The sequence below is a fragment of the Prevotella ihumii genome (assembly GCF_900155655.1).
Classification (GTDB): Bacteria; Bacteroidota; Bacteroidia; order Bacteroidales; family Bacteroidaceae; genus Prevotella; species Prevotella ihumii.
Genome location: NZ_LT706987.1, coordinates 1785472 through 1808391, shown reverse-complemented (window position 1 = coordinate 1808391; position 22920 = coordinate 1785472). Strand labels below are relative to the sequence as shown.

The window sequence follows — 22920 nt, the reverse complement described above, 5'->3', positions numbered from 1 at the left end:
CTTAAAATTTTTGTACATTTGCAGTCTAAAATTTAGCGTTAGATTTATTAAATAAAATATGGCAAATGTAATTAAGTTGCGTAAGGGTTTGGATATAAACCTTAAGGGGCGTGCTAAGGAACAAACATTGCCTTTGAAGTCGGTGGGAACTTTTGCTTTAGTTCCAGACGATTTTGTTGGTATGACACCTAAAGTCGTTGTGAAAGCAGGCGACAAGGTGAAAGTGGGTGAACCATTGTTTGTGAACAAGCATTTCTTGGATTTAGGGTTTGCATCGCCTGTAAGCGGAACTGTAAAAGAAATTGTTAGAGGAGAGCGTAGAAAGGTTCTTTACGTTACTGTTGAGGCTGATGCCGAGCAAGCGTATGTGGACTTTGGCGTAAAGAATGTTGCTGAACTAAATGCAGATGGCGTAAAGGAAGCCTTGTTGAAAGCAGGCTTGTTTGGTTATATCAACCAGTTGCCTTATGCTGTAGCTACCACTCCCGACACCACTCCAAAAGCAATCTTTGTTTCGGCACTTAGAGATATGCCACTTCAGGGCGATTTCGAGTACGAACTCAAAGGACAAGAACAAGATTTTCAGACAGGTTTGAGCGCACTTGCTAAGATGGCAAAGGTGTATCTGTCAGTGGGTGGCAAACAAACAAGCAGTGCTTTGCTTTCGGCTAAGGACGTGGAAGTAACCGTGTTTGACGGTCCTTGTCCTGCTGGAAACGTGGGTGTACAGGTAAACCACCTTGACCCTGTGAACCGTGGGGAAGTGGTGTGGACGGTAGACCCAACGGCAGTAATCTTCTTTGGTCGCTTGTTCAATACAGGTAAGGTAGACCTTACACGCATTGTAGCAGTGGCAGGAAGCCGTGTGAAAGAGCCTGCATACGTGAAGGCACTTGTGGGAACTCCTATCGCTACAATTATTGAAAATAATCTTACTGAGAAAAACCATACACGAATTATTAATGGTAATCCGCTCACAGGTAGCATCGTAAGCGGCACTGCATTCCTCGGCGCACACACCTCGGAGATAACAGCTATCCCTGAGGGTGACGATGTGGACGAGATGGCAGGTTGGATTATGCCTCGCTTCAACGAGTTTTCTACCTCACGCAGCTACTTCAGTTGGCTGATGGGTAAGAAAGAGTACGACCTTGATGCACGTATCAAGGGTGGCGAACGCAACATCATTATGAGCGGCGAGTATGATAAGGTGTTGCCAATGGATATTTATGGCGAATTCCTTATTAAGGCTATCATTTCGGGAAATATTGACAAGCAAGAACAGCTCGGTATATACGAAGTGAGCCCTGAAGACTTTGCGTTGGCAGAATTTGTGGACAGCTCTAAGCAACCATTGCAACAAATTGTGCGCAACGGATTGAACCTTCTGAGAAAGGAAAATTCGTAAAGCGAATTACACCTTATATAATAATAGAATAATAAACATTAAGTGATAATAATTTTATGAGCTTAAGAAATTATCTTGATAAGCTGCGCCCTAACTTTGAAGAGGGTGGAAAATTGCACGCTTTCAAGAGTGTCTACGATGGCTTTGATACGTTCCTTTATGTCCCACACGAGACATCAAAGAGCGGTACATCTATCCACGACGCTATCGATTCAAAACGAATTATGAGTATGGTGGTTATCGCCTTGATTCCTGCAATGTTGTTCGGTATGTACAACATCGGTTATCAAAATGCGATGGCTGCCGGCAAGCTCGGCGAAGCTACCTTTATGGGAATGTTCCTTTATGGTGCGATAGCCCTATTGCCTAAAATTGTGGTTTCTTACCTTGTGGGTCTCGGCATTGAGTTTGCTTGGGCGCAATGGAAAGGCGAAGAAATTCAGGAAGGCTACTTGGTAAGTGGTTTCCTTATTCCGCTTATCGTGCCTGTAAGTCTTCCGTTATGGATGTTGGCATTGGCAGTAGCTTTTGCGGTAATCTTTACAAAGGAAATCTTTGGTGGTACGGGTATGAACATCTTTAATGTTGCCCTTGCTGCACGTGCTTTCCTCTTCTTCTCGTACCCAGGTAGTATGACTGGCGACACCATTTGGGTGGAAAAAGAGCAGATCTTCGGTTTGGGTTATACCCTTCCTGATGGCTTTACTATGGCTACTCCTTTGGGCGAAATAGCACAAGGTGCGGCTGCAAATGCCTCATTGTACGATATGATTGTAGGCCTAATTCCAGGCTCGGTGGGCGAAACATCGGTTATCGCTATCGCTATTGGTGCCATCATCTTGATTTGGACAAACATTGCAAGTTGGAAAACTATGCTTAGCGTTTTCCTTGGCGGTGGTGCTATGGCATTGTTGTTCCAGTCTACAGGTGCTACTCCTTTGCAGTGGTACGAGCACATCGTGTTGGGTGGTTTCTGCTTTGGTGCAGTGTTTATGGCAACCGACCCTGTAACCTCAGCTCGCACAGCGTGTGGCAAGTGGTTCTATGGTTTCCTTATCGGAGCTATGGCTGTTATCATTCGTGTAATGAACCCTGGTTATCCTGAAGGAATGATGTTGGCGATTTTGTTCGGAAATATGGTTGCACCACTCATCGACTATTGCGTGGTTCAGTCTAATATTAACAAGCGTGCAAAGCGTGCTAAAATGTAAGGAGGCGTAAGATGAAAACTAATTCAAATTCATATACCATCATCTATTCGGTGGTTCTTGTAGTTGTAGTGGCTTTCTTATTGGCATTCGTGTTCCAAGCATTGAAACCTACACAGGATATAAACGTACAGCTCGACCACCAGAAGCAAATTCTCTTTGCATTGAACCAAGACCGTGAGATGACCAACGAAGAGGCACAAAAACTTTGGGGTGAACTTATTATTGCTGATGATGTGATAGATGCAAGCGGTAAGGTAATAGAAAAGGGCGAACAAGGTGGCGTAAAGGCTGGCTTTAAGCTCAATAGTGCTGATGCTAAGGCAGGAAAGTTGGCATTGTTCCGCTGTAAAGTGGACGGCAAGGATAAATATGTTATCCCTGTATATGGCAACGGTCTTTGGGGACCTATCAATGGTTTCGTTGCCTTGAACGAGGATAAGGCAACTATCTTTGGCGTTTATTTCAACCACGAAAGCGAAACCGCTGGTCTTGGTGCTGAAATCAAGGATAGCAAACCTTGGCAAGACAAGTTTAAGGGGAAGAACATCTTTGATGCACAGAAGCAAAATATAATCTTTGCTGTTACAAAGAAGGTGGACGACCCTAAGACACAGGTCGATGCTGTAACAGGTGCTACTCTTACAAGTAATGGTGTGACAGAAATGTTCCAATCGGACAAGGGCGGACTTGCACCTTATACAAAGTTTCTCACAAGCAAATAAATAGTAATTGAGAAATAAATAACTATAAAACAAAAAGATTATGAGTTTGTTCTCAAAACAAAATAAAGAGGTATTCATCAATCCATTGAATATGGATCACCCTATCTTGATACAGGTATTGGGTATTTGTTCTGCATTGGCAGTAACATCACAGTTGAAGCCTTCTATCGTAATGGGACTTGCGGTAACCGTTATTACAGCGTTTTCTAACGTTATTGTTTCGATTATTCGCAACACCATTCCAAATCGTATTCGTATCATTGTGCAGCTCGTTGTAGTAGCTGCGCTTGTAACTATCGTAAGCCAAGTATTGAAAGCATTTGCATACGATGTTAGCGTTCAGCTTTCAGTGTATGTGGGTCTTATCATTACCAACTGTATCCTTATGGGTCGTTTGGAGGCTTTTGCTATGACCAATAAGCCTTGGCCAAGTTTCCTCGATGGTATCGGCAACGGCTTGGGTTATGCTATGATTTTAATCCTTGTTGGCGGTTTCCGCGAACTCTTTGGTCGTGGCACATTGTTAGGTTTCAAGGTAATCCCACAAGCACTTTACGATATGGGTTATGTCGACAATGGTATGATGGCCATGCCTGCTATGGCTTTGATACTCTTAGGCAGTGTGATTTGGATTCATCGTGCATATTTCTATAAAGAGAATAAGAATTAATTATGGAACATCTACTAAGTTTATTCTTTAGGTCCATCTTTGTGGACAATATGATATTCGCATTCTTCCTTGGAATGTGTTCGTTCTTGGCTGTATCTAAGAACGTTAAGACTTCGTTCGGACTCGGTGCTGCTGTAACTTTCGTATTGAGTGTTACTGTACCTGTGAACTACCTTTTACAAACTAAGGTCTTAGGTCCTGACTGTTTGGTGGAAGGTGTCGACCTTTCTTATCTTAGCTTCATCCTCTTCATTGCCGTTATTGCAGGTATGGTGCAGTTGGTAGAAATGGCTGTCGAGAAGTATTCACCTTCGCTCTATGGTGCGTTGGGTATCTTCCTTCCATTGATAGCTGTAAACTGTGCTATTATGGGTGCATCGCTCTTTATGCAACAGCGCATTGGCTTAGACCCTGCAAGCTCTCAGTATATTGGTTCTGTGGGCGATGCGTTCATCTACGGTTTGGGGTCGGGTATAGGTTGGCTCTTTGCCATCGTGCTGATGGGTGCTATCCGTGAAAAGATGGAATATTCAAATGTTCCAAAGCCTTTGCAAGGACTTGGCATTACTTTTATTACTGTAGGACTTATGGCCATGGCTATGATGTGTTTCTCAGGACTTAAAATTTAATACAAATGGCACAATTTATTTTATATAGTATAGCAGTTTTTTTGGTAATCATTCTTCTTTTGGTGGTAATTCTTCTTGTGGCAAAGAAGTACCTCAGCCCAAGTGGAAAGGTAACCATTACGATAAATGGCGATAAAAAACTTGAGGTAGAACAGGGCAACACCATTATGGGTACGCTCAACGAAAATGGTGTTTACTTGCCTTCGGCTTGTGGTGGTAAAGCAAGTTGCGGACAATGTAAGTGTCAGGTGCTTGAAGGTGGTGGCGAAATCTTAGATTCTGAACGCCCTCACTTCTCACGTAAGGAAATCAAAGAGAATTGGCGATTGGGCTGCCAAGCAAAGATCAAGAGCGACCTTTCTATCAAGGTAGCAGAGTCGGTAATGGGTGTGAAAGAATGGGAGTGCGAAGTTATCTCTAATAAGAATGTATCTTCGTTTATCAAAGAGTTTAAGGTAGCTCTTCCTCCTGGCGAACACATGGATTTCGTTCCAGGTTCGTATGCTCAAATCCGTATCCCAAAGTACGATTGCATCGATTACGATAAGGATTTCGACAAAGAACTCATTGGCAAGGAATATATGGGTCCTTGGGAAAAGTTCAATATACTTTCGCTCAAGGCACACAACCCTGAAGATACCGTGCGTGCTTACTCAATGGCAAACTATCCTGCCGAGGGCGACATCATCACCCTTACCGTGCGTATTGCCACAACACCATTCTTGCCACGTCCACAGGTAGGTTTCCAAAACGTACCAACAGGTATCGGTTCGTCTTACATCTTTAGTCTGAAGCCTGGCGATAAGGTTATGATGAGTGGACCTTATGGTGAATTTGCACCTAACTTCACTTCGGGCAAGGAAATGATATGGATTGGTGGTGGTGCAGGTATGGCACCTCTGCGCAGTCAGATTATGCATATGCTCAAGACTCTCCACACTCGCGACCGTGAGATGCACTTCTTCTATGGCGCACGTTCATTGAACGAAGCATTCTTCTTGGAAGACTTCTGGAAAATGGAAAAGGAATATCCTAACTTCCACATGCACCTCTCGCTCGATGCGCCAGACCCAGTAGCAGATGCACAAGGTGTGAAGTATTACACAGGTTTCGCTGTAAACTGTATTCGTGACACTTATCTTAAAGACCACGAAGCACCAGAAGATTGCGAATACTACCTCTGTGGTCCTCCTATGCTTATCAAGACCGTCACCGACTATCTCGACAGCATCGGCGTAGAAAAAGACGCTATCCGCTTCGATGACTTCGGATAAAAATAACACCAAATCTTATAAAGCCTTCTTTCAACTTCTATTTGCAGAAGTTGAAAGAAGGCTTTTTTGGAGTTATTTTTCAGAGTTAATGGAATTAAGGGGAAGTTAATGGAGCTAAGAGGGAAGTTAATGGAGTTAAGGGGGAAGCTAAAAGCTATTACCTTTGTTTTCTGCAGTTTTGTCCGACCAGTCCGACCCGTCCGACTTGTCTGACCCGTCCGACTTGTCCGACTTGTCCGACTTGTCTGACAAAACCACGAACGGTCAACCTACAACAAGCTCGCGAATAAACCCCAAGCGGTTATTCGCGTCACTAAAAGCAATTCAGCACATCCGAAAAAGAAATCTAAAAGCCGTTTTCCATAAAGCGGAAATACAATAGTTTTCTTGTGCTAAGAATTGTTTTGGGCTCATTTCAATTATTCGTAACTAATTATTTGCAAGGCAGTTAGCTTACACATTTACGCTAAATTTTAAAATATGGATTCTATAAACATCATCGATGCACCCAAAGTATATTTCTCTGCTTCTATTCGTGGAGGCAGAGTAGATGCAGCGTTGTACAAACGACTTATTGAGCATATCAAGCAGTCGGCTAACGTGCTTACCGAGCATATAGGCAAGCAAAATATGAGTTTGAAACCACAAACCCACAAGATAGACGTTCTTATCTATGAGCGTGACACAGCGTGGCTTAGGGAGTGCGACCTTGTCATTGCCGAATGTAGCTGCCCATCGTTGGGTGTTGGCTACGAATTGGCATACGCCGAGGCACTTCACAAACCTTGCTACATATTCTACGACCGCACCAAAAGTGTATTGTCGGCAATGTTAGGCGGTGACGAGTATTTCCACGTTATCCCTTACGAAACCGAAGACGAAATTTATACCGAAATAGATAAGATATTGGCTAATTTGAAATAGAAGATAAAAAAATCCCGAAGAAATCTAACGACCGATTTGGGTTAAAAAACGGTGGAAATTTCTTGCGAGTTTTCACTGTTTTTTATTAAGTTCCTATTGTTTGGTAGATCCAACTTAAAATTTTGGGCTCCGCTTATCAATTCAGTTTAGTCAACTTTTAAATAAAAAAAATCTGCATCGATTGATGCAGAACTTTTAGAGTAGTCGGTACGAGAATCGAACTCGTATGCCAAGATTGAGAATCTTGTATCCTAACCGTTAGATGAACCGACCTTCTTGCTTTAAGAAGTAAGCCCGAAGGCAGCGGAAGGAGGGGGATTCGAACCCCCGGTACGGTAACCCGCACGTCAGTTTAGCAAACTGGTGGTTTCAGCCACTCACCCATCCTTCCAGTCAGGGCTCGGTTAACCGAGTTGCCAAGCATTTTAGAAATGCGCTGCAAAGGTACTATTTATTTTCTAATTGCACAAAGTTTTTCTTGTTTTTTTTACTGCTTATACGTCAGAATATATCAAAATTTACTTTGTGTAAGAGTTCTTTTAATATCATAATCTTCAAATTTATTTCTTTTGGTGTCGTTTTGGGATAGGTCGGACTTGTCGGACGAGTCAGACCTGTCGGACCTGTCGGACCTGTCCGACTTGTCTGACCTGTCCGACTTGGCTGACAAAGCTGCACTTTGCTAATTGTAGCAAATTTGTACTCTTCTCCCAGTAGAGGGGCTGAGGGGAGACCGTATATCAAGTGCAAAGTTAAGACGAACTTGTGCCAAATTGCGGCACACCTTTGTAAGAAAATTGGTAATTTAGATTTTTAAATCTGAAAATAGGGTTTATATGACAAAAATAAGGAGGAGGAAATATGGCTTTTTGCCTATCCGACAATTAGAACAATCGCCTAATGAGCCGAATATTTAAAAATAAGAATTATAACTATTTGATAACAAACAACTTATCGCTGCATTCTGAAACATATATGTTTTACCACCCCAAACATATATGTTTGGCTTTGTCAAAGTTGATGTTTTGCACCCCAAGAGATATATGTTTCAGATTGTAAGGATTGATGGTTGAGGATTAAAATATGAGTATTCAGAAAAAATGAATAGAAGACCAAGGGAAAAGTTAGACTTTTCAACTCCTAAGAGAGAGAGTTCTTCAAACAGATATTGTAATTTTGCACTTACTGGTTGACTCTACGTCTGCCCCCGCCTATTTAGTTAAAACAAATATTTGCCTATTTATTTGGTCAAAACAAATATTTTCAGTACTTTTGCACCCGATTTTTAATGGTTCCGTAGCTCAGTTGGATTAGAGCAACAGCCTTCTAAGCTGTGGGTCTTGGGTTCGAACCCCAACGGAATCACAAACCATGTAAAAAGAGGATTTTGGAAACAATATCCTCTTTTGCGTTTAGATCGAGCCACTTGTGGACTAATTAGCACATTTAGAGGAGTTTATGCTTAATTTTAAATCCCGTGGCTAATGGGAAGTAATGGGAGCAAAAAGGAACTCTTGGGAATAAAATGTGTTACCAATTTGTGTTACCAGAACACAGAAAGTGTTACCACTTCCAATACTCTTCTCCATCCACACTAAAATGTTGTTAATATGGCAAAACAGGAAGTTGCGGTCATCTATGATCGGAAAAAGGTTGCTGCCAAACGCGGCAAAGGAAAAGTCGAAGTACGAGTCTATATCAGTAGAACCGAGAGAAAATATATTTCTCTTGGTGATAATAACTATCACAAGAACTTTCGTATTCATTAATTAAAACTGAAAGATGCACCATTCAGAAAAATAAAAATTTGTAGGACACAGAGTCCATAGCCAAAACTGAAAAAGTATAATAATAGCAAGATTCTACGATGATAGGTGTTAAACTTGGGTTAAAGTAGTGAAGCGTCGTTGGTATGTACTGGCACGAAGTCCGTATTACTCTAATCGCAACTGCCAAAAGAACAAAGAAGATGGTGGCAATCGCCCAGAAGATGTTTATATGGTCTATGCCCTTGACCGCATCCTCGACTGCCATCCTACTTGTGCAACTTTCCAAATGAAGGAAGATTTCGACATTGATGAATACTTCCGTGGATGTTGTGGCATCATTCATTCTAAAGAAGAGCCAGTAAAATTGGTGCTAAAAGCCTACTATGGTGGCCCCGATTATCTACGCACGCTGCCAATACACGAATCTCAACGCGAGCTTGTGGAGTTGAAAGATGACGAAGCATCTTATTTCGAGTTGACCGTTTGTCCAACCTTCGACTTGTATCAATCACTGTTGGCACAGGCCGACCAAATAGAGGTGCTTGAGCCGGCATCGGTACGCAATGAGATGCGCAACTTTGCCAAAAACCTAATGTTGTACTATAAAGATTAAGAACAATGAAAGACGGATTAAATTTTATAGCCATCGACTTTGAAACGGCCACACCGAAGCGTGCTTCCATCTGCGAGGTCGGTATCTGCGTGGTGCGCAATGGTGAAGTGGTAGAAACGCGCTCATGGTTGGTGCAGCCAGAAGAAAATCTCTATAGTTATTGGAACATACAATGCCACGGTATTCGTCCGGAAGATACAGAAAACTCACCTTCGTTTCCCGAAGTATGGGAAGAGATAGAGCGCTTGTACCTTGATGAGTTTAACACCTTCGTGGCACATAATGCTCCTTTTGACCGCAGTTGTCTCGAACACTCAGCCAAGTTGTATCACTTGCATCTACCAGATATTAATTGGCAGTGCTCTTTGAAGACTGCCCGACAAGTGTATGATTTCGGCTGTAACACGCTTGGTTATCTTTGCGAGCAACTTGGCATACCTGAAGGGACACATCACCGCGCTGGCGATGATGCTGAGATGTGCGCACGGCTGTATTTGAGAGAAATGAAACTTTTACAATCTTACATTTAGAATAGTATGAATTTAATTGATATAATTAGTCGACCCTCAAAAAGGCGACATCGCCTTTTTGAGGGGAGGGGGAGACTATGTATTATCCTTCAATTAAGTTTTCAACAAGTCCACAAGGTTCACCATATCCTACCATGTAAGCCAATCCTCTTGCACGAGTTATAGCTACATACAATAGTGATCGCTTACTTGAAAGGTACTCTTTCTTTTCCAAAGCATCCATACCATTGAACGGATATGCTTCAGTGGCTTTCGATGGAACATTGCGTTCATTTACACCCATCAAGATAACAGCTTTAAATTCTAAACCTTTGAGGGAATGGAAAGTACACAAAGAGACGCCATCACTTGCACCTTGCTTACTTGTACCTTTAAGTACTTTATAAGCAGTACCATCAGTATGAAGACGAGTTTGTAACTCTTTCATCAATCCCATACTGGGGGCAGCAATACAAATGTCCTTTAAAGAGATACCAGCGTTTTTACATGCTTCAATCCATTCGGCCACTTGGGTAACTTCCTCTGTAGCATTGGACACCGTAATGTATTGTGGCTTTTCTCCACCATGAATTAAAGACACGTAGCCTTTTGTTGATTCGGTACCACCATCCATGTCATCGTATGTTTGACCTTTAATGATTGATACAGCCACACGCTTGATTGGTTCGGTAGTACGATAGTTGATTTTCAATCGGCGGCTACGAACGCCACGTACATTAATGCCAGCAGCACTAAAATTGATTTTGCGTCCACTATAAATACGTTGCATCGGATCGCCTGTTAAGAACAAATCATTACGCCCTTCCGCAACCAGCGCACGTAAAAACTTCAGTTCTGGATTAGAGAAGTCCTGGAACTCGTCAGCAATTACATTCGTGAAAGGACGAACATTGTGTTCGTTGAGATAGTTGGTGGTCTCATTGAACAACTCTAATCGATCGACATATTTACGTTCCTGCTTCAGTGCCACATATTTTTCAACAAGCTTCCATATCTCAATGCGCTGTTTGCGGCTTAAAGCCTTGGTACGGCCAACACGTTGCTGCATCATGTAACTACGTGCGTCTGCATTTCCAAAATAGACTATTACATCAATGTATTCATCATAAAGGAAATGTTCATCAAACCCAGTAACTTCTGTTTCAAGGACCTCTCGCCATAGCTTCAACGACTCCTCGTCTCCAGAGTAATCCAAAATTTTAAAGCCATCTTTAATATGGTATTGGCGAGCGCATTCTATCAAAACCTGATCAATATTGTTCAAGACATATCGACTACGATTTATTTCCATCTTCTGAACCAAACCTTCCAAGTTTTCCTTGAGCGTGCGTGTATAAGTAGTGAACAACACATTGGCATTAGGGTTAGAGGTAAGGTATTTCATACGGTGTAGAGCTGCCACCGTTTTACCTGTACCAGCACCGCCACTTACCTTCATTGTTCCCTTATAATCTGCATTCACCAATTTGCGCTGTGAAGGGTGAAGGAAAAGTTGCCATATATCCATATCTTTATCGATGATACGTTGCAACTCATCGTCATCGGTCAGTTCTACAAACCGACGTTTATTGTTGTCACTAAGCAATTCATCCTCATCAGCTTTGGCACGTCCAGACTCAATGTCTGCAATGATGTCGTCTATGTTCTCGCCATCCATTAGATTGAAAATATTCTCATAGGCATCATTCGGCAACATGTCATCTAATGGGTCCAAATCATCGAGTGTTTGAATGGCTCTTACTTTGCCCAATAGTTCTTGAGGCACACCGATGGCCAGTAGCTTTTCGTCAGTTACATCCTTAAAAAAGGCGTTCTCTGCCGAATCTGGAGTGGCCTTTGATACGACTTCTTCAGCCTCTGTTACAGTAATCAACTGACATGATTGCGTATGCTCATTCCAAGCAAAGCGTTTTCTCATTCCCCAGTTATAGGCATCTTCGTGTTTCCCTACATAAAGCAAATGGTAAGCATCATCACCCAATACACCAATAATGGCACGATAATCATCATCCACACGAGCTGAGCGTAAAGCATTGTCCTTAAACTGAGCAATAGGTTCCAGATGAATGCCGTTAGCAGCGTTGTTCTCACGGAACTTCTTTTGGAATGCTATCACTTTACTTTGTATTTTCTTCGGCAGTGAAAGTACCGCTTCATAGAATGTGTCAGAAAGAAATAGTCTCATATTATGAATTTATTATGTTGTTAATATTGAAGTCAGAAGCGGAAATTACTTGATAACCACAACTGATAAATGTTTCAATAGATTGTTCGTCAACCGGTTCGATAGCGATTTTCAATTCACTAAGAATCATTTGAGCGCTTGCTATTACGATTCCATCATCATCTGTTAAATCCACATCTCCTTCATGGCTAAAGGAAATATTGTTATCCAATAACTGGTCAACGATGTCCTCAAGGCCAGGGTAATACATCTTCACTTCATCACGATCTACTACCTCTTCTGTTGAAGTAGAAGTAGAAACGACCACATTGGTTTTGTTTGAGAAGAATTGAAGTAGATTGTATCGCCGCCAAAAGCCAGTCCACTCATCGTTGTCTATTGAGAGCAAGTTTGATTGTAGCTTCCATTCATAGTGAATGCCATCTTGTAATGCAGCAGCTACTTCCTCATCGGTCGAGTTGTCTGTCAATAAATCATAGCCGCTATCATCTATCGTTATACTTCCATTGTACAAAGAACCCCCATGAGCCATAAATCCGTCAGCATCAGCAATACAGCCAAATGCCGTTTCTGTGATATGACCTTGTTGAGGATTTTTCAATAGTTCGATAAGTCGCGTTACAGAATTAAGCCCGAGGCTATCCTCCTGTCCACGCTCAAACAATTGAATATCCTCCCACGTCATTGTCCATGAATATAGGTTATGCGTGGTTGATGCACGGATGCCGTCTCTCTTTTCTATGTCACCATAGAATCGCATATTAGGCGCTTTGGCGTGATAACTGTAACCATCAAGGAAAATGGCCCACATAGGCATTTTTTCTGGTTGTGCAATATCTTGGCCTTCAATTTTTGCCGACATACAGATAATTTGGAAGTCGGCAACCGTATAATGGCGAACGCCATAAGGTCCACCAAGGGCAAACTGAGGAATGATATAATATTTAATGTCCGTATCGTTCTCTTCATCTATGAGACGGAGTTCATAACGATAAGTATTTACATCTGGAATTTTCTCAAATTCCCAGTTGTTATTTCTCGCAATGACCTTTAGGGCATTAACAAATTTCAATTCCAATTCGCTATCCTCTGCTACACCAGACTGTGAGATGGTGCCTACTGATCCAGGAAGTGCTTCCCACGATTTGGCATGACTAATCAGTTGTTCAAAGAGACTATCTGCATATTCTCGGCTGAAAGAGTCGCGTTTATATTGGTTGCCATAGGTAAGAATGCAATGGTAACAGCCATCTTTTCCCTCCCATTGACAAGTACATTCATGAATTTTGTCATAGGCATATTGCAGAAGCGTGGTAAATTCCTCTGTGTCATATAGTTTCGACAAATAGCCCGTACCGCCTGGGATGGTATCATACATCACAAGGTAATGGTCTTTGCTCATCGTTGCCATATTCATCTCACTATAGGAGTCAATGCGTATATGTTCTGGCGATGATTTATAGTATGCCTTCAATCCCAGTTCTATACCGGCCTTGAACATCTCAATAGCAGCATTTGCATCCATAATTTGCACGGGTAGCAATATCTTGATGGCCTCCGTTTGCATATGACGGTATAGGTAAAGCTTTTCGAATACCTCATTCTTTACATCATCAGCAAAGCTTATGTCCTTGTGATTGCAGAATCGATAATGGAAGTCTTGAGTCTGGCTTACGCCAGCTAAGAGATGGGTTGATTTTCCGCAATGTTTACAGGTAACAAAACCATTCTGAGGTATGGTAGCATCATTGTCCACCTCAAGCTTTGCTCCAGATTGCATCTGCATCCCATAGTTTACTTCATACAACTCCATATTGTTGCAGAACTCAATACCAAACCCCACACTGCGCATAGCATACGAGGTAGTAGCACCATTGTGGTGGAACATATAGTGACGTTTGATGATGTAGTTTTCTGAATCACGGTCTTCATTAGAATCGTCCAATGCAGCGTCATTATTGTGCATGATGCTTCGTGAATTGGTAAACTTCAACAGTTGATGCTTGTTTACGCCCCAAGATGGGTCATTACACTTTGGACAAGCAGCAGAATCATAGCCAGGCTCACCCTTTAGTGCTATACAATCGCATTTTGAGCAGAAACGCATTTCTGTCAATGCCTCTTTCCAATCGAAGGTAGATATACCACTGATATTCAACTTGAATTTTTGCGTATAGAAATTATTTCCTGGTGCCAACTCCTTAATACCTTGCGAAGCAGAACGCATGAGTTCAAAAGATTTTGGTTCCACCTTTTTGTACTCTTTGTCTTCCTTCTCATGCGATGCATAAACACTGGCTTGTAGTTTAACGCCTGTTTCCGGAAAGGCATAGTTAGGCAATAAGCCCACATTGGTCATATATTCAATCACGTTCTCACCCACAATCTGAGCGTATTGTTTATTTGTAGCCTTAATCAGATTTTCTATTTGGGCGATCATAGGGTCATTTGCTTGAATCTGGTCTTCCTGATCTTTGTATTGGTCAAGTTCTTTGCCCAAATGGAACAAACGCGCTTGTAACGTACTAAATTCACTGATGATATGATTATAAAATGTGCCATCGTTGAGCGTTTCAAACAAGCGTGACAGTGCTTCTTGTGTACGTTCCTCGTAAACGGATCTGAATTCCGACTCAAGTATAGCTTTATTCTTCTTGATAAACGTAATCAGTCGGTTTACAATAAAGCCTTCTTGACTGAATACATCTTCTTGCGTCAACTTCAGATCGGCAATACGTGCAGGCAGCATATTTTGTACGTCGCTACTCGTCCATGTGTCTATACAATACGCTAAAAAGTGGCGACGAAGTATGTCTTTTGCCTCTAAGAAGCAACCTGGCGTAGTTACTTCTCCTTGCATCATTTCCACAGGGTAGGTATAGTAATACATATCATGTGGTTCGCTGGCATGCGCATAGTTGAGTACCAAAGCTGAACCTTCCTTACGTCCGGCACGACCTACACGCTGCAAGAAATTACTGGGCTTGGGTGGGACATTTGCATTGCCCATCACATTCAAATCGCCAATGTCGATACCCATTTCCAAGGTAGAAGTGGCCACAAGCACATTGGTAGAACTTGGCGAAGGATGCTTTTTGAAGTCTATTTCAAGCTGCTCTCGCTTGTTTCTCTCCAATAAGCCTGTATGATCATCAGCATATACACGAGGGGAAATATCGCGGTTATACACCTGCAGGTAGTAGTTCGGCTCTGGTCGTGTCTCGTCCGAATAGGTGCCGCGACATTTGTAATCCAAGCAGTTGGTACCTTTTGCCAACTCATCATCATCGGCTACACACAATCTGGATTGGCAATACTCGCATTGAATATGCTTTACCTTGTTGCTAATCCATATCTGCTCTGGGCAAATAGCATAGTTGCCACCGCCTTGAGGTTGTTTGTTCAGCAAGCCCACTTCTACCATGGTATCCAGCAGTTGACGCATAAACTCATTAAAGAGTCCCATATTGTTGCTTATCCCTGTATCGTTGAATTGTTTGAAGAAGTATAAGCTATACCAATTCTGCTTGCCTTCACGGCGTAGCACGACCATGTCAAGCATATCAGCATTTTTATCTGTAAACCAAGCACCGACCAATTTAGGGAACTGCATACTTCCTCCTAAGCGTTTATTTAGGAAGTGGCGGCCGTCTCTATTCCAGTTCAAGGCCCACCCGGTCAGTGCTTCCTCTCTGTATTTTGCCAGATAAGGATGGTCTACCGCACCATGCGTGCGCATACGCTGCAAAATGCCGTATATGAAATGGCAGAATTCTCGTTCTTTATCTGCCATCTGCTCCATATTGTTGCTATTCATCCAATCCACCATAGCACGATATACCTCTTCTATCTTTTCCTGTTTAAAGAATGAAGCTGAAGCACCAGTCTTTTCGAGTGTGCGACCGAGTTGAGCTGTCAAACCAAACTCACTGGTTATTTCCCAATCTACACGAGTTTCAAACTCTTCCTTGAAGTTAGACATAAAGCTGCCATCACCTTCACGATAGTTGCAGGTGAGGTCAATATGAGATGCCAAATCGGCTGGAAGAAAACGATGATAGTACTCTTCCTCAGAGAGGTGTGTGTGCCAATATGCTTTAAATCCGCTTTGAAGTTCTACCAAGTTGATGGGACCCTTCAAGGTTTTGATATACTGCTGCATAGACTGACGGAACAAGAATCGGAACGTTCGTGCCTCGTAGAACCCTGCTTGATGCGCTGCATCTTGCACACTATTGGTAAACATCAAAATTTTACGGTCTACAGCTTCGGCATGGTCAAAATCACTTGATAGCACCTGACTGATAGCCACACTCGATAGCGTAGAGGTGCGACCTCCTATCTCACAGATTGTGTCATTACCATTACATTCTGGGCAGTTGCGGGCAAATTTCTGATTACCGTTCCTATTCTTCCCCGTCTTACTGCAAACGCGCAGACGGAGGGTACCTTCATCGCTACTACTTGCTTCTGTAAGGTCTTTTACCTTTACATAGTGGGTCACATTGATACTGCCCTCTGACATGTATTCTTCTACCGCTTCATGACGCTTCGACTCTGTATTAAGCAACGCTACTTCCTTGTCACGGTTCATAAACGAAGTATTGATGGTCTTCACGTCCGAACAGTAACGATCGTCTGTAGCCAATCTACGACTCAGCCATCCACTGGCACCACAATCACGACAGAAGTACATAGGCAAGGCCACTCGGTCTTCATCGTTTTTGATGCTACCGCGCCAGGTGAATGCTGGATCTTTCTGCACATAGCGCAGAATGCCACTCAACTCTCTTTGCCAAAGTTGTACTTGCAAATAAAGTGTTGGTATCAACTTCCCGTTTGGCATCGGACGCTTGGCATAAGCAATGAGTGCCAACAAGTTTTCAATAGCTGTCAGACAAGTCTTATCGGAATATTGCTGACGTAAGCGACGAAATTCTTTATTGTCTTCCAGCCTATTCTGTAGTTCTTCCAAGGTATGCACACCATCTTCCAAAGCATGGAGCAAATCGCCAACGATGCCCATTTGGCGTAACATCTCGCCAGCTTCAATGGGAGTGGCGTCACGCTTCTTGAGCCAAATCTTACAAAGACGTTTGAGATAGGATGCCACAGTATCGGTATTGCCAAAAGCACAATCTTTAAGCAGTCGTCCATCAGGAAGCCCCACAATTCTCGGTACCACATATTCATCCACGGGAATGCGGTGCTCTTCTATGACATGTGCTTCACTAAAAGTCTCGCCAAACACATTGGTGGCATATTCACACAAGCGCATTTTACTATCAGCGCCATTACCAATGGTAGCCGATGTGCCAATAGGACATAAGCTGTGCTTAGGCAACGAAAGTTTCAGCTTCAGTCGTCTAAGCAAATTGGCCACATCTGTGCCTTGTGCGCCATCATAAGTATGTAGCTCATCAAGTACTATGAAGCGCAAAGCCTTATTATCGGTATCGATATTTCCTCTCCAGAGCGACATAAAGCGTTGCCGCATCAGACCATAGTCCAGCATCTTGAAGTTGGTCAACAAGATGTCGGGAACGGTATCGAGTATTGCATCACGGTTTTCGATGATATGATCAGGTCCCATATCGCGAGGGTAATCCTTCGCATTGATACCTTCACCCACAAACAGACCCGCAGTAACCTTACCACGCAATCGGTCGTCTTCCCAAATGGTTTCAGCTAAACGCTTGGCTTGGTCGCTGGCCAACGCATTCATGGGGTACATGATGATGACTTTCACACCTACCTGATGCTCAAACTGATTGCAATGGTAGCAATAGTCGAGTACAGGATAAAGGAAGCACTCCGTCTTACCCGAACCTGTACCCGTGGTCAACAAGGTTGGCTCAGGCTGATGGCCATCCTTCATCGTCAACTGCCTAAACGCCTGCAGCTGATGTTTGTAGGGAGCGAAGTTGGGTGCAATATCCAAGGGTATATCTGCGCTTTCTTCTGCTGTTGCTGAGACAAAAGGTGTCTTCAGTGATATATAAGGTCCCTTAAACAGGCCTTCCTGCTTATCTTCTATGAAGCGATAGAACGCATCGCTCACGTCCTTCTCCTTAAAACGGAACGTAGCTTTGATATACTCGATAACCGAGTCGCGTACCTCGCGGGCTTGTTGTAGTGGTAACATATTATTCTAATTTTAGAGAAGAATTGGCTAATATTTCTTCAGTTCTCTGATTTCCTTTTCCAGTTGACTGGTCAGACTGGTCAGACAAGTCGGACTGGTCGGACAAGTCGGACTGGTCGGATTGGTCGGACGTCTGCTATAATCTCTTTTCAAAGAATGCCCAAGCGTTGCGGTAGTCGGCGATGCGGTCGCAGCAGGTGAAGGGGGCTTCGTAGGTGAGGGTTTGGCCGGCATATAGCTCGCTGGTGAGGGTGTGGGTATAGGTTTCACCGGGATGCATCTCACGAATGCGGTTCCATGTGGGGCGATCTACACCGACACCAATTAAGCCTTTAGAGCAGGTGAAGACGATGCGGCCGTGGCGGTCGTACCAAGTGTCGTTCTCGTTTTGCTGGAGCACGGGGAACTGGATTTCGTACATCATGATGAGTTCATCGAGGGTCAATCCGAGTGCCATCGCTGCCAATACGTCAATCTCTACCAAGGCCATGCGTCGCTCGAAGTAGTTGCGTAAGGGCGTGTCGTGGTTCCACTCCTCGGTCAAGGTATCCCATGGAGCAAGGCGTTTGTCCTTGATGCTCCATTGCTCTTGCTTATAGGAGTCATCCCAAACCTCCGACCATAGGTCAGCGTAACGATTGGTGACGCAGTTGAGACGGAGGGTGCGAGCATGTAACGCTTTTCTATATTTATCTTCAACAACCAATGGAAACGAATCCATACGGCTGGATTGAAGATTAGATGCTCCTACAGTTTTCATATAGAAGTCCATAACAATAGAAGAACACATGGCGGTCATATCCACGGAGTAATCTCCGTTGCGGAACGCAACGGAGATTACTCCGTTGATATGTGCACTCTTGCGAGGCAAGAGTGCACATATCAACGTTCGTTCTCCTGCTTGACTTAACATTTTACGGAACCCTACTTTATAGTAATCCATCCAGTTTTCATAGATTGTATTACCATCTTCATCTTGACCTTTTGGAAAGCCTTTTATCAATGTATTATATTCTTCAAGGGAGGTACATGGTATGTAATTTGTTCTTGCCGAGAAATTGTCATCTATACGCTCTAAGGCAATTATATCATAGTCAGCTTTCTCTTTGCATATTGAACGCGGTGTTTTATATAATGGGTTACTAACATTTATGTGTGGTCCATTAAATAACATCTCTTGTTTATTCCATGAAGGAAATGTCGTATTCCTAATAATCCAACCATTATCTACTGCACCTGTTTCATGAAAGCACTCACTAACAATATGTTTAACATCACAAAGATGGTTTGTAAAGGAAGATAACTTTATAAGAACTTTAAGAATTTCATTATTGTGAATTCCTACAAGTTTAGCTGTTTCCCATTCATTACAATCTTCAAATGTTTGTGCTAATACTAATAATTCATCTTTTCCGAAAGATACAATTCTGTTAGAATGACCACTTGTATTCCATTCGTTGTTACTATCTTTTATACCTCCACATTTTCCATGTCCATCATGGGCAAAGCAAGCATCAACTGTATTCGGGTGAAACAAATTATTAATAGATTTAAAACCAATGCACTCTTTGCATGAACTGAAAATATTGCTACCATATTTAGCACGATGGGCTACCTCTGCAAAAAGATTAAATGCATTTTGATACTGGAAGTGGTAACGGAGGCGTTTATAAACTTCACGACGAAGCGGCTGTCCCTTCGGATCATCATAGATACTTTCAGGACATAGAATACCAATATATCCATTCTCGGCAGATGCCAAGTCGAAAGTATTGGTTAATACGCATTTATAGAGGTTGGTTTGCTGCCCAATGAGCAATGGATAGTTGGCAAACGCATTCATAAATACGCTGGAACACTGCACTTCCATTTGCTCTTCTTCGTAGATACGACGCATAGACGCATCTTCCATAAAACGAGTCTGCATGGCACGAGCCTCTGGGGCTGACACCTTATGTATCATCACTTCTGGATAGCGTTCGCTCAACACAGCCTTATCGTCAAACTGGAGTTTCAACCAAGGTGGATTACCACAAATCACATCGAAACCATCACGCAGCCAGAACACTTCGATAAACTCCAACATAGGGTGGAAGAAGTGGTAACGGTCTGCCAAACGTTTGGCTATTTTGAATCGTTCAGGCTCTTTATCAGCAAAGAGCGTCGTCTGTGCAGTGGTGCTTTCCAACAGCTCCTCTTTGCTCTTAGCCACAATCTGGGCCTGTTCCTCCGTCATGCGCTCACTGCCGTATTCGGATTCTATTTCTTCGCATGCCCTGTTAGCGTCCGCCATAGCACGCTGGGTGTTGCGGTCGAGTTTGTCATTGCTTACATCAAGCAAGTTCTCTATCTCGCGCCAATATTCCTCACGAGTAGGCAGTGCGGCAGCATCTTGGTATTCCCAAAACCAAAGGGCACACCAATAGTCCATCACGAGCTTCAGCTTATAGTAAGCATTGTCGTGACGGTAACGAGTGTCGAAGATGCGTTCCTTCTCAGCGTACTTCTCTGCCTGTTCGTAGGCACGGAAGAGCATACCCCCTTGCGGAACCTCATGTGGCCAAATGTCGCGCCGGTTGTTGGTGAGGTGCTCAATGTTCACCTGAGTTTCCATGGCTTCACGCAGCAGCAAGTCTATCTTAGCAGAAAGTCGCTGAAGCGTACGAAACTGTTCTTCACCCACAGGAGCCGTCCAATCCTTTAAGCGGTCGGCCATCACTTTAGCTTCTGTGGCATATCCCTTCTTCATATCCTTCAAGCCGAGGGCAGCCAACATGGCTTTATCGGGCAGAAGGAAATGATACACTTCGTTGACAGTGCGCTTTACATGGGTGCGACCAAACTTCACCTTATGCGGTGCTTTAGTCCACCACTCATTGACCTTCAACTTATTATGTCCTCCCTTTTTGCCCACTACCTCGTTGTGACTATATACTTTGAGCCAGGCACCAATTACAGCATTACCCACCGTGAGACGGTTGGCAAAGAAAGGCGTCTCCATGTCCTTATGAATGACATTCAGCCAAAGCGAGAGCTTACCCAGCTCAATGGCGGTAGGATTCAAGTCCACGCCATACACGTTGTGCGTGGCGATGTAGGCTTTCACCTTTTGCAACTCATCACGATAGCGGTCGGGAGCCGGTTTCTTCTCCACATACGTCATGTAGGCTTCTGCCAGCTGGTTGATTACCTCGTTGAGGAAGGCGGCAGCCCCCACGGCAGGTTCCAATATCTTCAAGTCGAGCAGTTCCGTCGGTTTGCGCTTGCCCTCACGTACGTCATCCACAATAGCCTTGATGGTGTATTTGATGGTGCTACGTGTCAGTACTTCGGGCGTATAGTAACTGGCAGACTTCTGACGGTCGCGACCATTCAGTCGATAAACGAAGGTGCCTCGGGGCAAACGGCGAGGTTCGCCCGTCTCTTCATCGCAAATCACCTCACGGATGTCGAAAGCCTCCATACGCGAATAGGGAACCAAATAAGTGCCATCTTCAGGAGCACCGGCTTTGCATACCTCAATATAATCTTCCTCGGCATAGAAGCCGCGATAAGCCAACAACGACTCATAAACAGAACCTAACTGGTTGACACCTAAGTTGGCATACGAGATACGACCGCAATACTTTTTACTCCGAGAGAGCGAGAGGGCACGGATAATCTCCTGCCACTTTACATTGCGAATGCGTACATCACAGAGCTGCTTCAGACGACCGTCGTTGAACATCGGTGAGTCGATAGGGCGCACACGGAATGATTTGTTGTGNGAACCTATTTGTTTCACGCATAAGTCGGCATACGAGATACGACCGCAATACTTTTTACTCCGAGAGAGCGAGAGGGCACGGATAATCTCCTGCCACTTTACATTGCGAATGCGTACATCACAGAGCTGCTTCAGACGACCGTCGTTGAACATCGGTGAGTCGATAGGGCGCACACGGAATGATTTGTTGTGCGCTTCGTCATCCTTGTGAAAACCTTTGGACAATACCGCAAACAGATGCTTTATACTATCGTCGAAGAAGTAACCATTACGTGCCTCATCGCTAATGAGGCGCACTTGTTCCAAGTCGCGCAAAGCCTCGAAACTGTAGCCACGCTTATAGACCTCATCACCCGTGGGGAGAATCTCCAATTCAGGACGACTCTCAGCAAAGAGGATAAAGAGCAGACGATAGACGATGGTCAAACAATCGTCCTTCACTTCTGCCTCAAAATCATCATCGGTCTCATCATAAACAACAGTGCCATCTGCCTCGATGTGCTTCTTGCCAAAAGGTCGATGGGCGATATGCTTCATGTAGTAAAGCGCCTCGTTGGCCAAGGATTCTACAGCCAAGATAACACCTTCCTTCAAGTCTTTGGTCACCTCGTAGGCATTCTTGTAACTCTCCTCAATCAAACTGTCCATCAACACCGTCTGTCCATCGGCAGCCAAAGCATTCTTGTCCACTAACAGTTGGAACAGTGCATAATGGTTGCGTGAAGACTTGAGCTGTCCTTGCGTATAAAGGTCGTCGATAGAGAACTGGAGGTAAGAGCCACGTGCCCATTTATCCTTGTCGAAGAGGAACACTGTATTCCCTGCCAACATCAAGATGAAATGCGGGCGACGTTCTTCGGGCATCAGGAAGATCTGCGTCACGGCCTTGTTGATGATAGCCGGAGAGAAATGATACCTTTCCTTGTTCAAGTATTGAGCAGGAATCACGTCTGCCCACTGTCCGGCATAATAGCGTTGCTGGCGTGTGTTCTTATCGGGTTCACTCTCATACTGCTGTTCAAAGAGTCCGGCAGGCGATTGCTCATCTACCGAAATCAGATGCTGCATCTCCAT

General features: G+C 43.6%; 14 protein-coding genes and 3 tRNA genes. 11 read left to right on the top strand and 6 right to left on the bottom strand.

From position 1 onward, the window contains the following. Positions 1 to 58: 58 nt before the first annotated feature. From CZ367_RS08175 to CZ367_RS08145, 7 genes are all read left to right on the top strand, one after another. Positions 59 to 1408 (top strand): Na(+)-translocating NADH-quinone reductase subunit A, encoded by a 1350-nt coding sequence (locus tag CZ367_RS08175; protein ID WP_077196446.1) that lies wholly within the window; start codon positions 59 to 61, stop codon positions 1406 to 1408. Positions 1409 to 1464: 56 nt separating this feature from the next. Next, entirely contained in the window at positions 1465 to 2619 is a 1155-nt protein-coding gene (locus tag CZ367_RS08170; RefSeq protein WP_077196445.1) for an NADH:ubiquinone reductase (Na(+)-transporting) subunit B, read from the top strand. Between the two features lie 11 nt (positions 2620 to 2630). Further along, positions 2631 to 3341, top strand: coding sequence for an NADH:ubiquinone reductase (Na(+)-transporting) subunit C (gene nqrC / locus CZ367_RS08165; RefSeq protein ID WP_077196444.1), 711 nt, complete (start codon positions 2631 to 2633; stop codon positions 3339 to 3341). 40 nt (positions 3342 to 3381) lie between these two features. Beyond that, positions 3382 to 4011: an NADH:ubiquinone reductase (Na(+)-transporting) subunit D gene (locus CZ367_RS08160; RefSeq protein ID WP_077196443.1), complete on the top strand. Its 630-nt coding sequence runs from the start codon at positions 3382 to 3384 to the stop codon at positions 4009 to 4011. 2 nt (positions 4012 to 4013) lie between these two features. Further along, positions 4014 to 4640, top strand: a complete 627-nt coding sequence (gene nqrE, locus CZ367_RS08155) for an NADH:ubiquinone reductase (Na(+)-transporting) subunit E (protein WP_077196442.1) — start codon at positions 4014 to 4016, stop codon at positions 4638 to 4640. Positions 4641 to 4645: 5 nt separating this feature from the next. Further along, positions 4646 to 5914 carry an NADH:ubiquinone reductase (Na(+)-transporting) subunit F gene (nqrF, locus tag CZ367_RS08150; protein ID WP_077196441.1) on the top strand — a complete coding sequence of 423 codons (1269 nt, stop codon included), beginning with the start codon at positions 4646 to 4648 and terminating at the stop codon, positions 5912 to 5914. A gap of 480 nt (positions 5915 to 6394) precedes the next feature. Further along, positions 6395 to 6838 (top strand): nucleoside 2-deoxyribosyltransferase, encoded by a 444-nt coding sequence (locus tag CZ367_RS08145; RefSeq protein ID WP_077196440.1) that lies wholly within the window; start codon positions 6395 to 6397, stop codon positions 6836 to 6838. Between the two features lie 201 nt (positions 6839 to 7039). Here CZ367_RS08145 and CZ367_RS08140 read toward each other — a convergent pair. The 3 genes from CZ367_RS08140 to CZ367_RS15890 all read right to left on the bottom strand — a co-directional run bounded on the left by CZ367_RS08140 (position 7040) and on the right by CZ367_RS15890 (position 7508). Then, a tRNA-Glu gene (locus CZ367_RS08140) sits at positions 7040 to 7111 on the bottom strand. Between the two features lie 31 nt (positions 7112 to 7142). After that, positions 7143 to 7229 (bottom strand) — tRNA-Ser (locus CZ367_RS08135). 120 nt (positions 7230 to 7349) lie between these two features. Further along, entirely contained in the window at positions 7350 to 7508 is a 159-nt protein-coding gene (locus tag CZ367_RS15890; RefSeq protein ID WP_154669304.1) for a hypothetical protein, read from the bottom strand. A 620-nt stretch (positions 7509 to 8128) separates the two neighbouring features. Here CZ367_RS15890 and CZ367_RS08130 point away from each other — a divergent pair. The 4 genes from CZ367_RS08130 (at position 8129) to CZ367_RS08120 (ending at position 9750) form a co-directional block, all read left to right on the top strand. After that, positions 8129 to 8203 (top strand) — tRNA-Arg (locus tag CZ367_RS08130). Positions 8204 to 8448: 245 nt separating this feature from the next. Next, positions 8449 to 8607, top strand: coding sequence for a hypothetical protein (locus CZ367_RS14975; RefSeq protein WP_237581626.1), 159 nt, complete (start codon positions 8449 to 8451; stop codon positions 8605 to 8607). A 127-nt stretch (positions 8608 to 8734) separates the two neighbouring features. Next, on the top strand, positions 8735 to 9220 hold the full coding sequence (locus tag CZ367_RS08125) for a helix-turn-helix transcriptional regulator (protein ID WP_077196439.1): 486 nt from the start codon (positions 8735 to 8737) through the stop codon (positions 9218 to 9220). 5 nt (positions 9221 to 9225) lie between these two features. After that, positions 9226 to 9750, top strand: coding sequence for a 3'-5' exonuclease (locus CZ367_RS08120; RefSeq protein ID WP_077196438.1), 525 nt, complete (start codon positions 9226 to 9228; stop codon positions 9748 to 9750). A gap of 82 nt (positions 9751 to 9832) precedes the next feature. Here CZ367_RS08120 and CZ367_RS08115 read toward each other — a convergent pair whose 3' ends face one another. From CZ367_RS08115 to CZ367_RS16755, 3 genes are all read right to left on the bottom strand, one after another. Continuing rightward, the gene (locus CZ367_RS08115; protein ID WP_077196437.1) at positions 9833 to 11935 is read right to left on the bottom strand and encodes a UvrD-helicase domain-containing protein; all 2103 of its coding nucleotides are present in this window, start codon (positions 11933 to 11935) and stop codon (positions 9833 to 9835) included. Between the two features lies 1 nt (position 11936). Then, positions 11937 to 18080, bottom strand: a complete 6144-nt coding sequence (locus tag CZ367_RS08110) for a DEAD/DEAH box helicase (protein ID WP_077196436.1) — start codon at positions 18078 to 18080, stop codon at positions 11937 to 11939. A 136-nt stretch (positions 18081 to 18216) separates the two neighbouring features. Further along, positions 18217 to 21243, bottom strand: a complete 3027-nt coding sequence (locus tag CZ367_RS16755; RefSeq protein WP_449421166.1) for an Eco57I restriction-modification methylase domain-containing protein — start codon at positions 21241 to 21243, stop codon at positions 18217 to 18219. Positions 21244 to 22920 lie beyond the last annotated feature (1677 nt).

Excerpts from the sequence above, each read along its gene's own strand:
- CZ367_RS08175 (WP_077196446.1), top strand. The coding sequence starts at position 59 with ATGGCAAATGTAATTAAGTTGCGTAAGGGTTTGGATATAAACCTTAAG.
- CZ367_RS14975 (WP_237581626.1), top strand. The coding sequence starts at position 8,449 with ATGGCAAAACAGGAAGTTGCGGTCATCTATGATCGGAAAAAGGTTGCT.
- nqrF (WP_077196441.1), top strand. The coding sequence starts at position 4,646 with ATGGCACAATTTATTTTATATAGTATAGCAGTTTTTTTGGTAATCATT.
- CZ367_RS16755 (WP_449421166.1), bottom strand. The coding sequence starts at position 21,243 with ATGACGTATGTGGAGAAGAAACCGGCTCCCGACCGCTATCGTGATGAG.
- nqrE (WP_077196442.1), top strand. The coding sequence starts at position 4,014 with ATGGAACATCTACTAAGTTTATTCTTTAGGTCCATCTTTGTGGACAAT.
- CZ367_RS08170 (WP_077196445.1), top strand. The coding sequence starts at position 1,465 with ATGAGCTTAAGAAATTATCTTGATAAGCTGCGCCCTAACTTTGAAGAG.
- CZ367_RS08110 (WP_077196436.1), bottom strand. The coding sequence starts at position 18,080 with ATGTTACCACTACAACAAGCCCGCGAGGTACGCGACTCGGTTATCGAG.
- CZ367_RS08115 (WP_077196437.1), bottom strand. The coding sequence starts at position 11,935 with ATGAGACTATTTCTTTCTGACACATTCTATGAAGCGGTACTTTCACTG.
- CZ367_RS08120 (WP_077196438.1), top strand. The coding sequence starts at position 9,226 with ATGAAAGACGGATTAAATTTTATAGCCATCGACTTTGAAACGGCCACA.
- nqrC (WP_077196444.1), top strand. The coding sequence starts at position 2,631 with ATGAAAACTAATTCAAATTCATATACCATCATCTATTCGGTGGTTCTT.
- CZ367_RS08160 (WP_077196443.1), top strand. The coding sequence starts at position 3,382 with ATGAGTTTGTTCTCAAAACAAAATAAAGAGGTATTCATCAATCCATTG.
- CZ367_RS08145 (WP_077196440.1), top strand. The coding sequence starts at position 6,395 with ATGGATTCTATAAACATCATCGATGCACCCAAAGTATATTTCTCTGCT.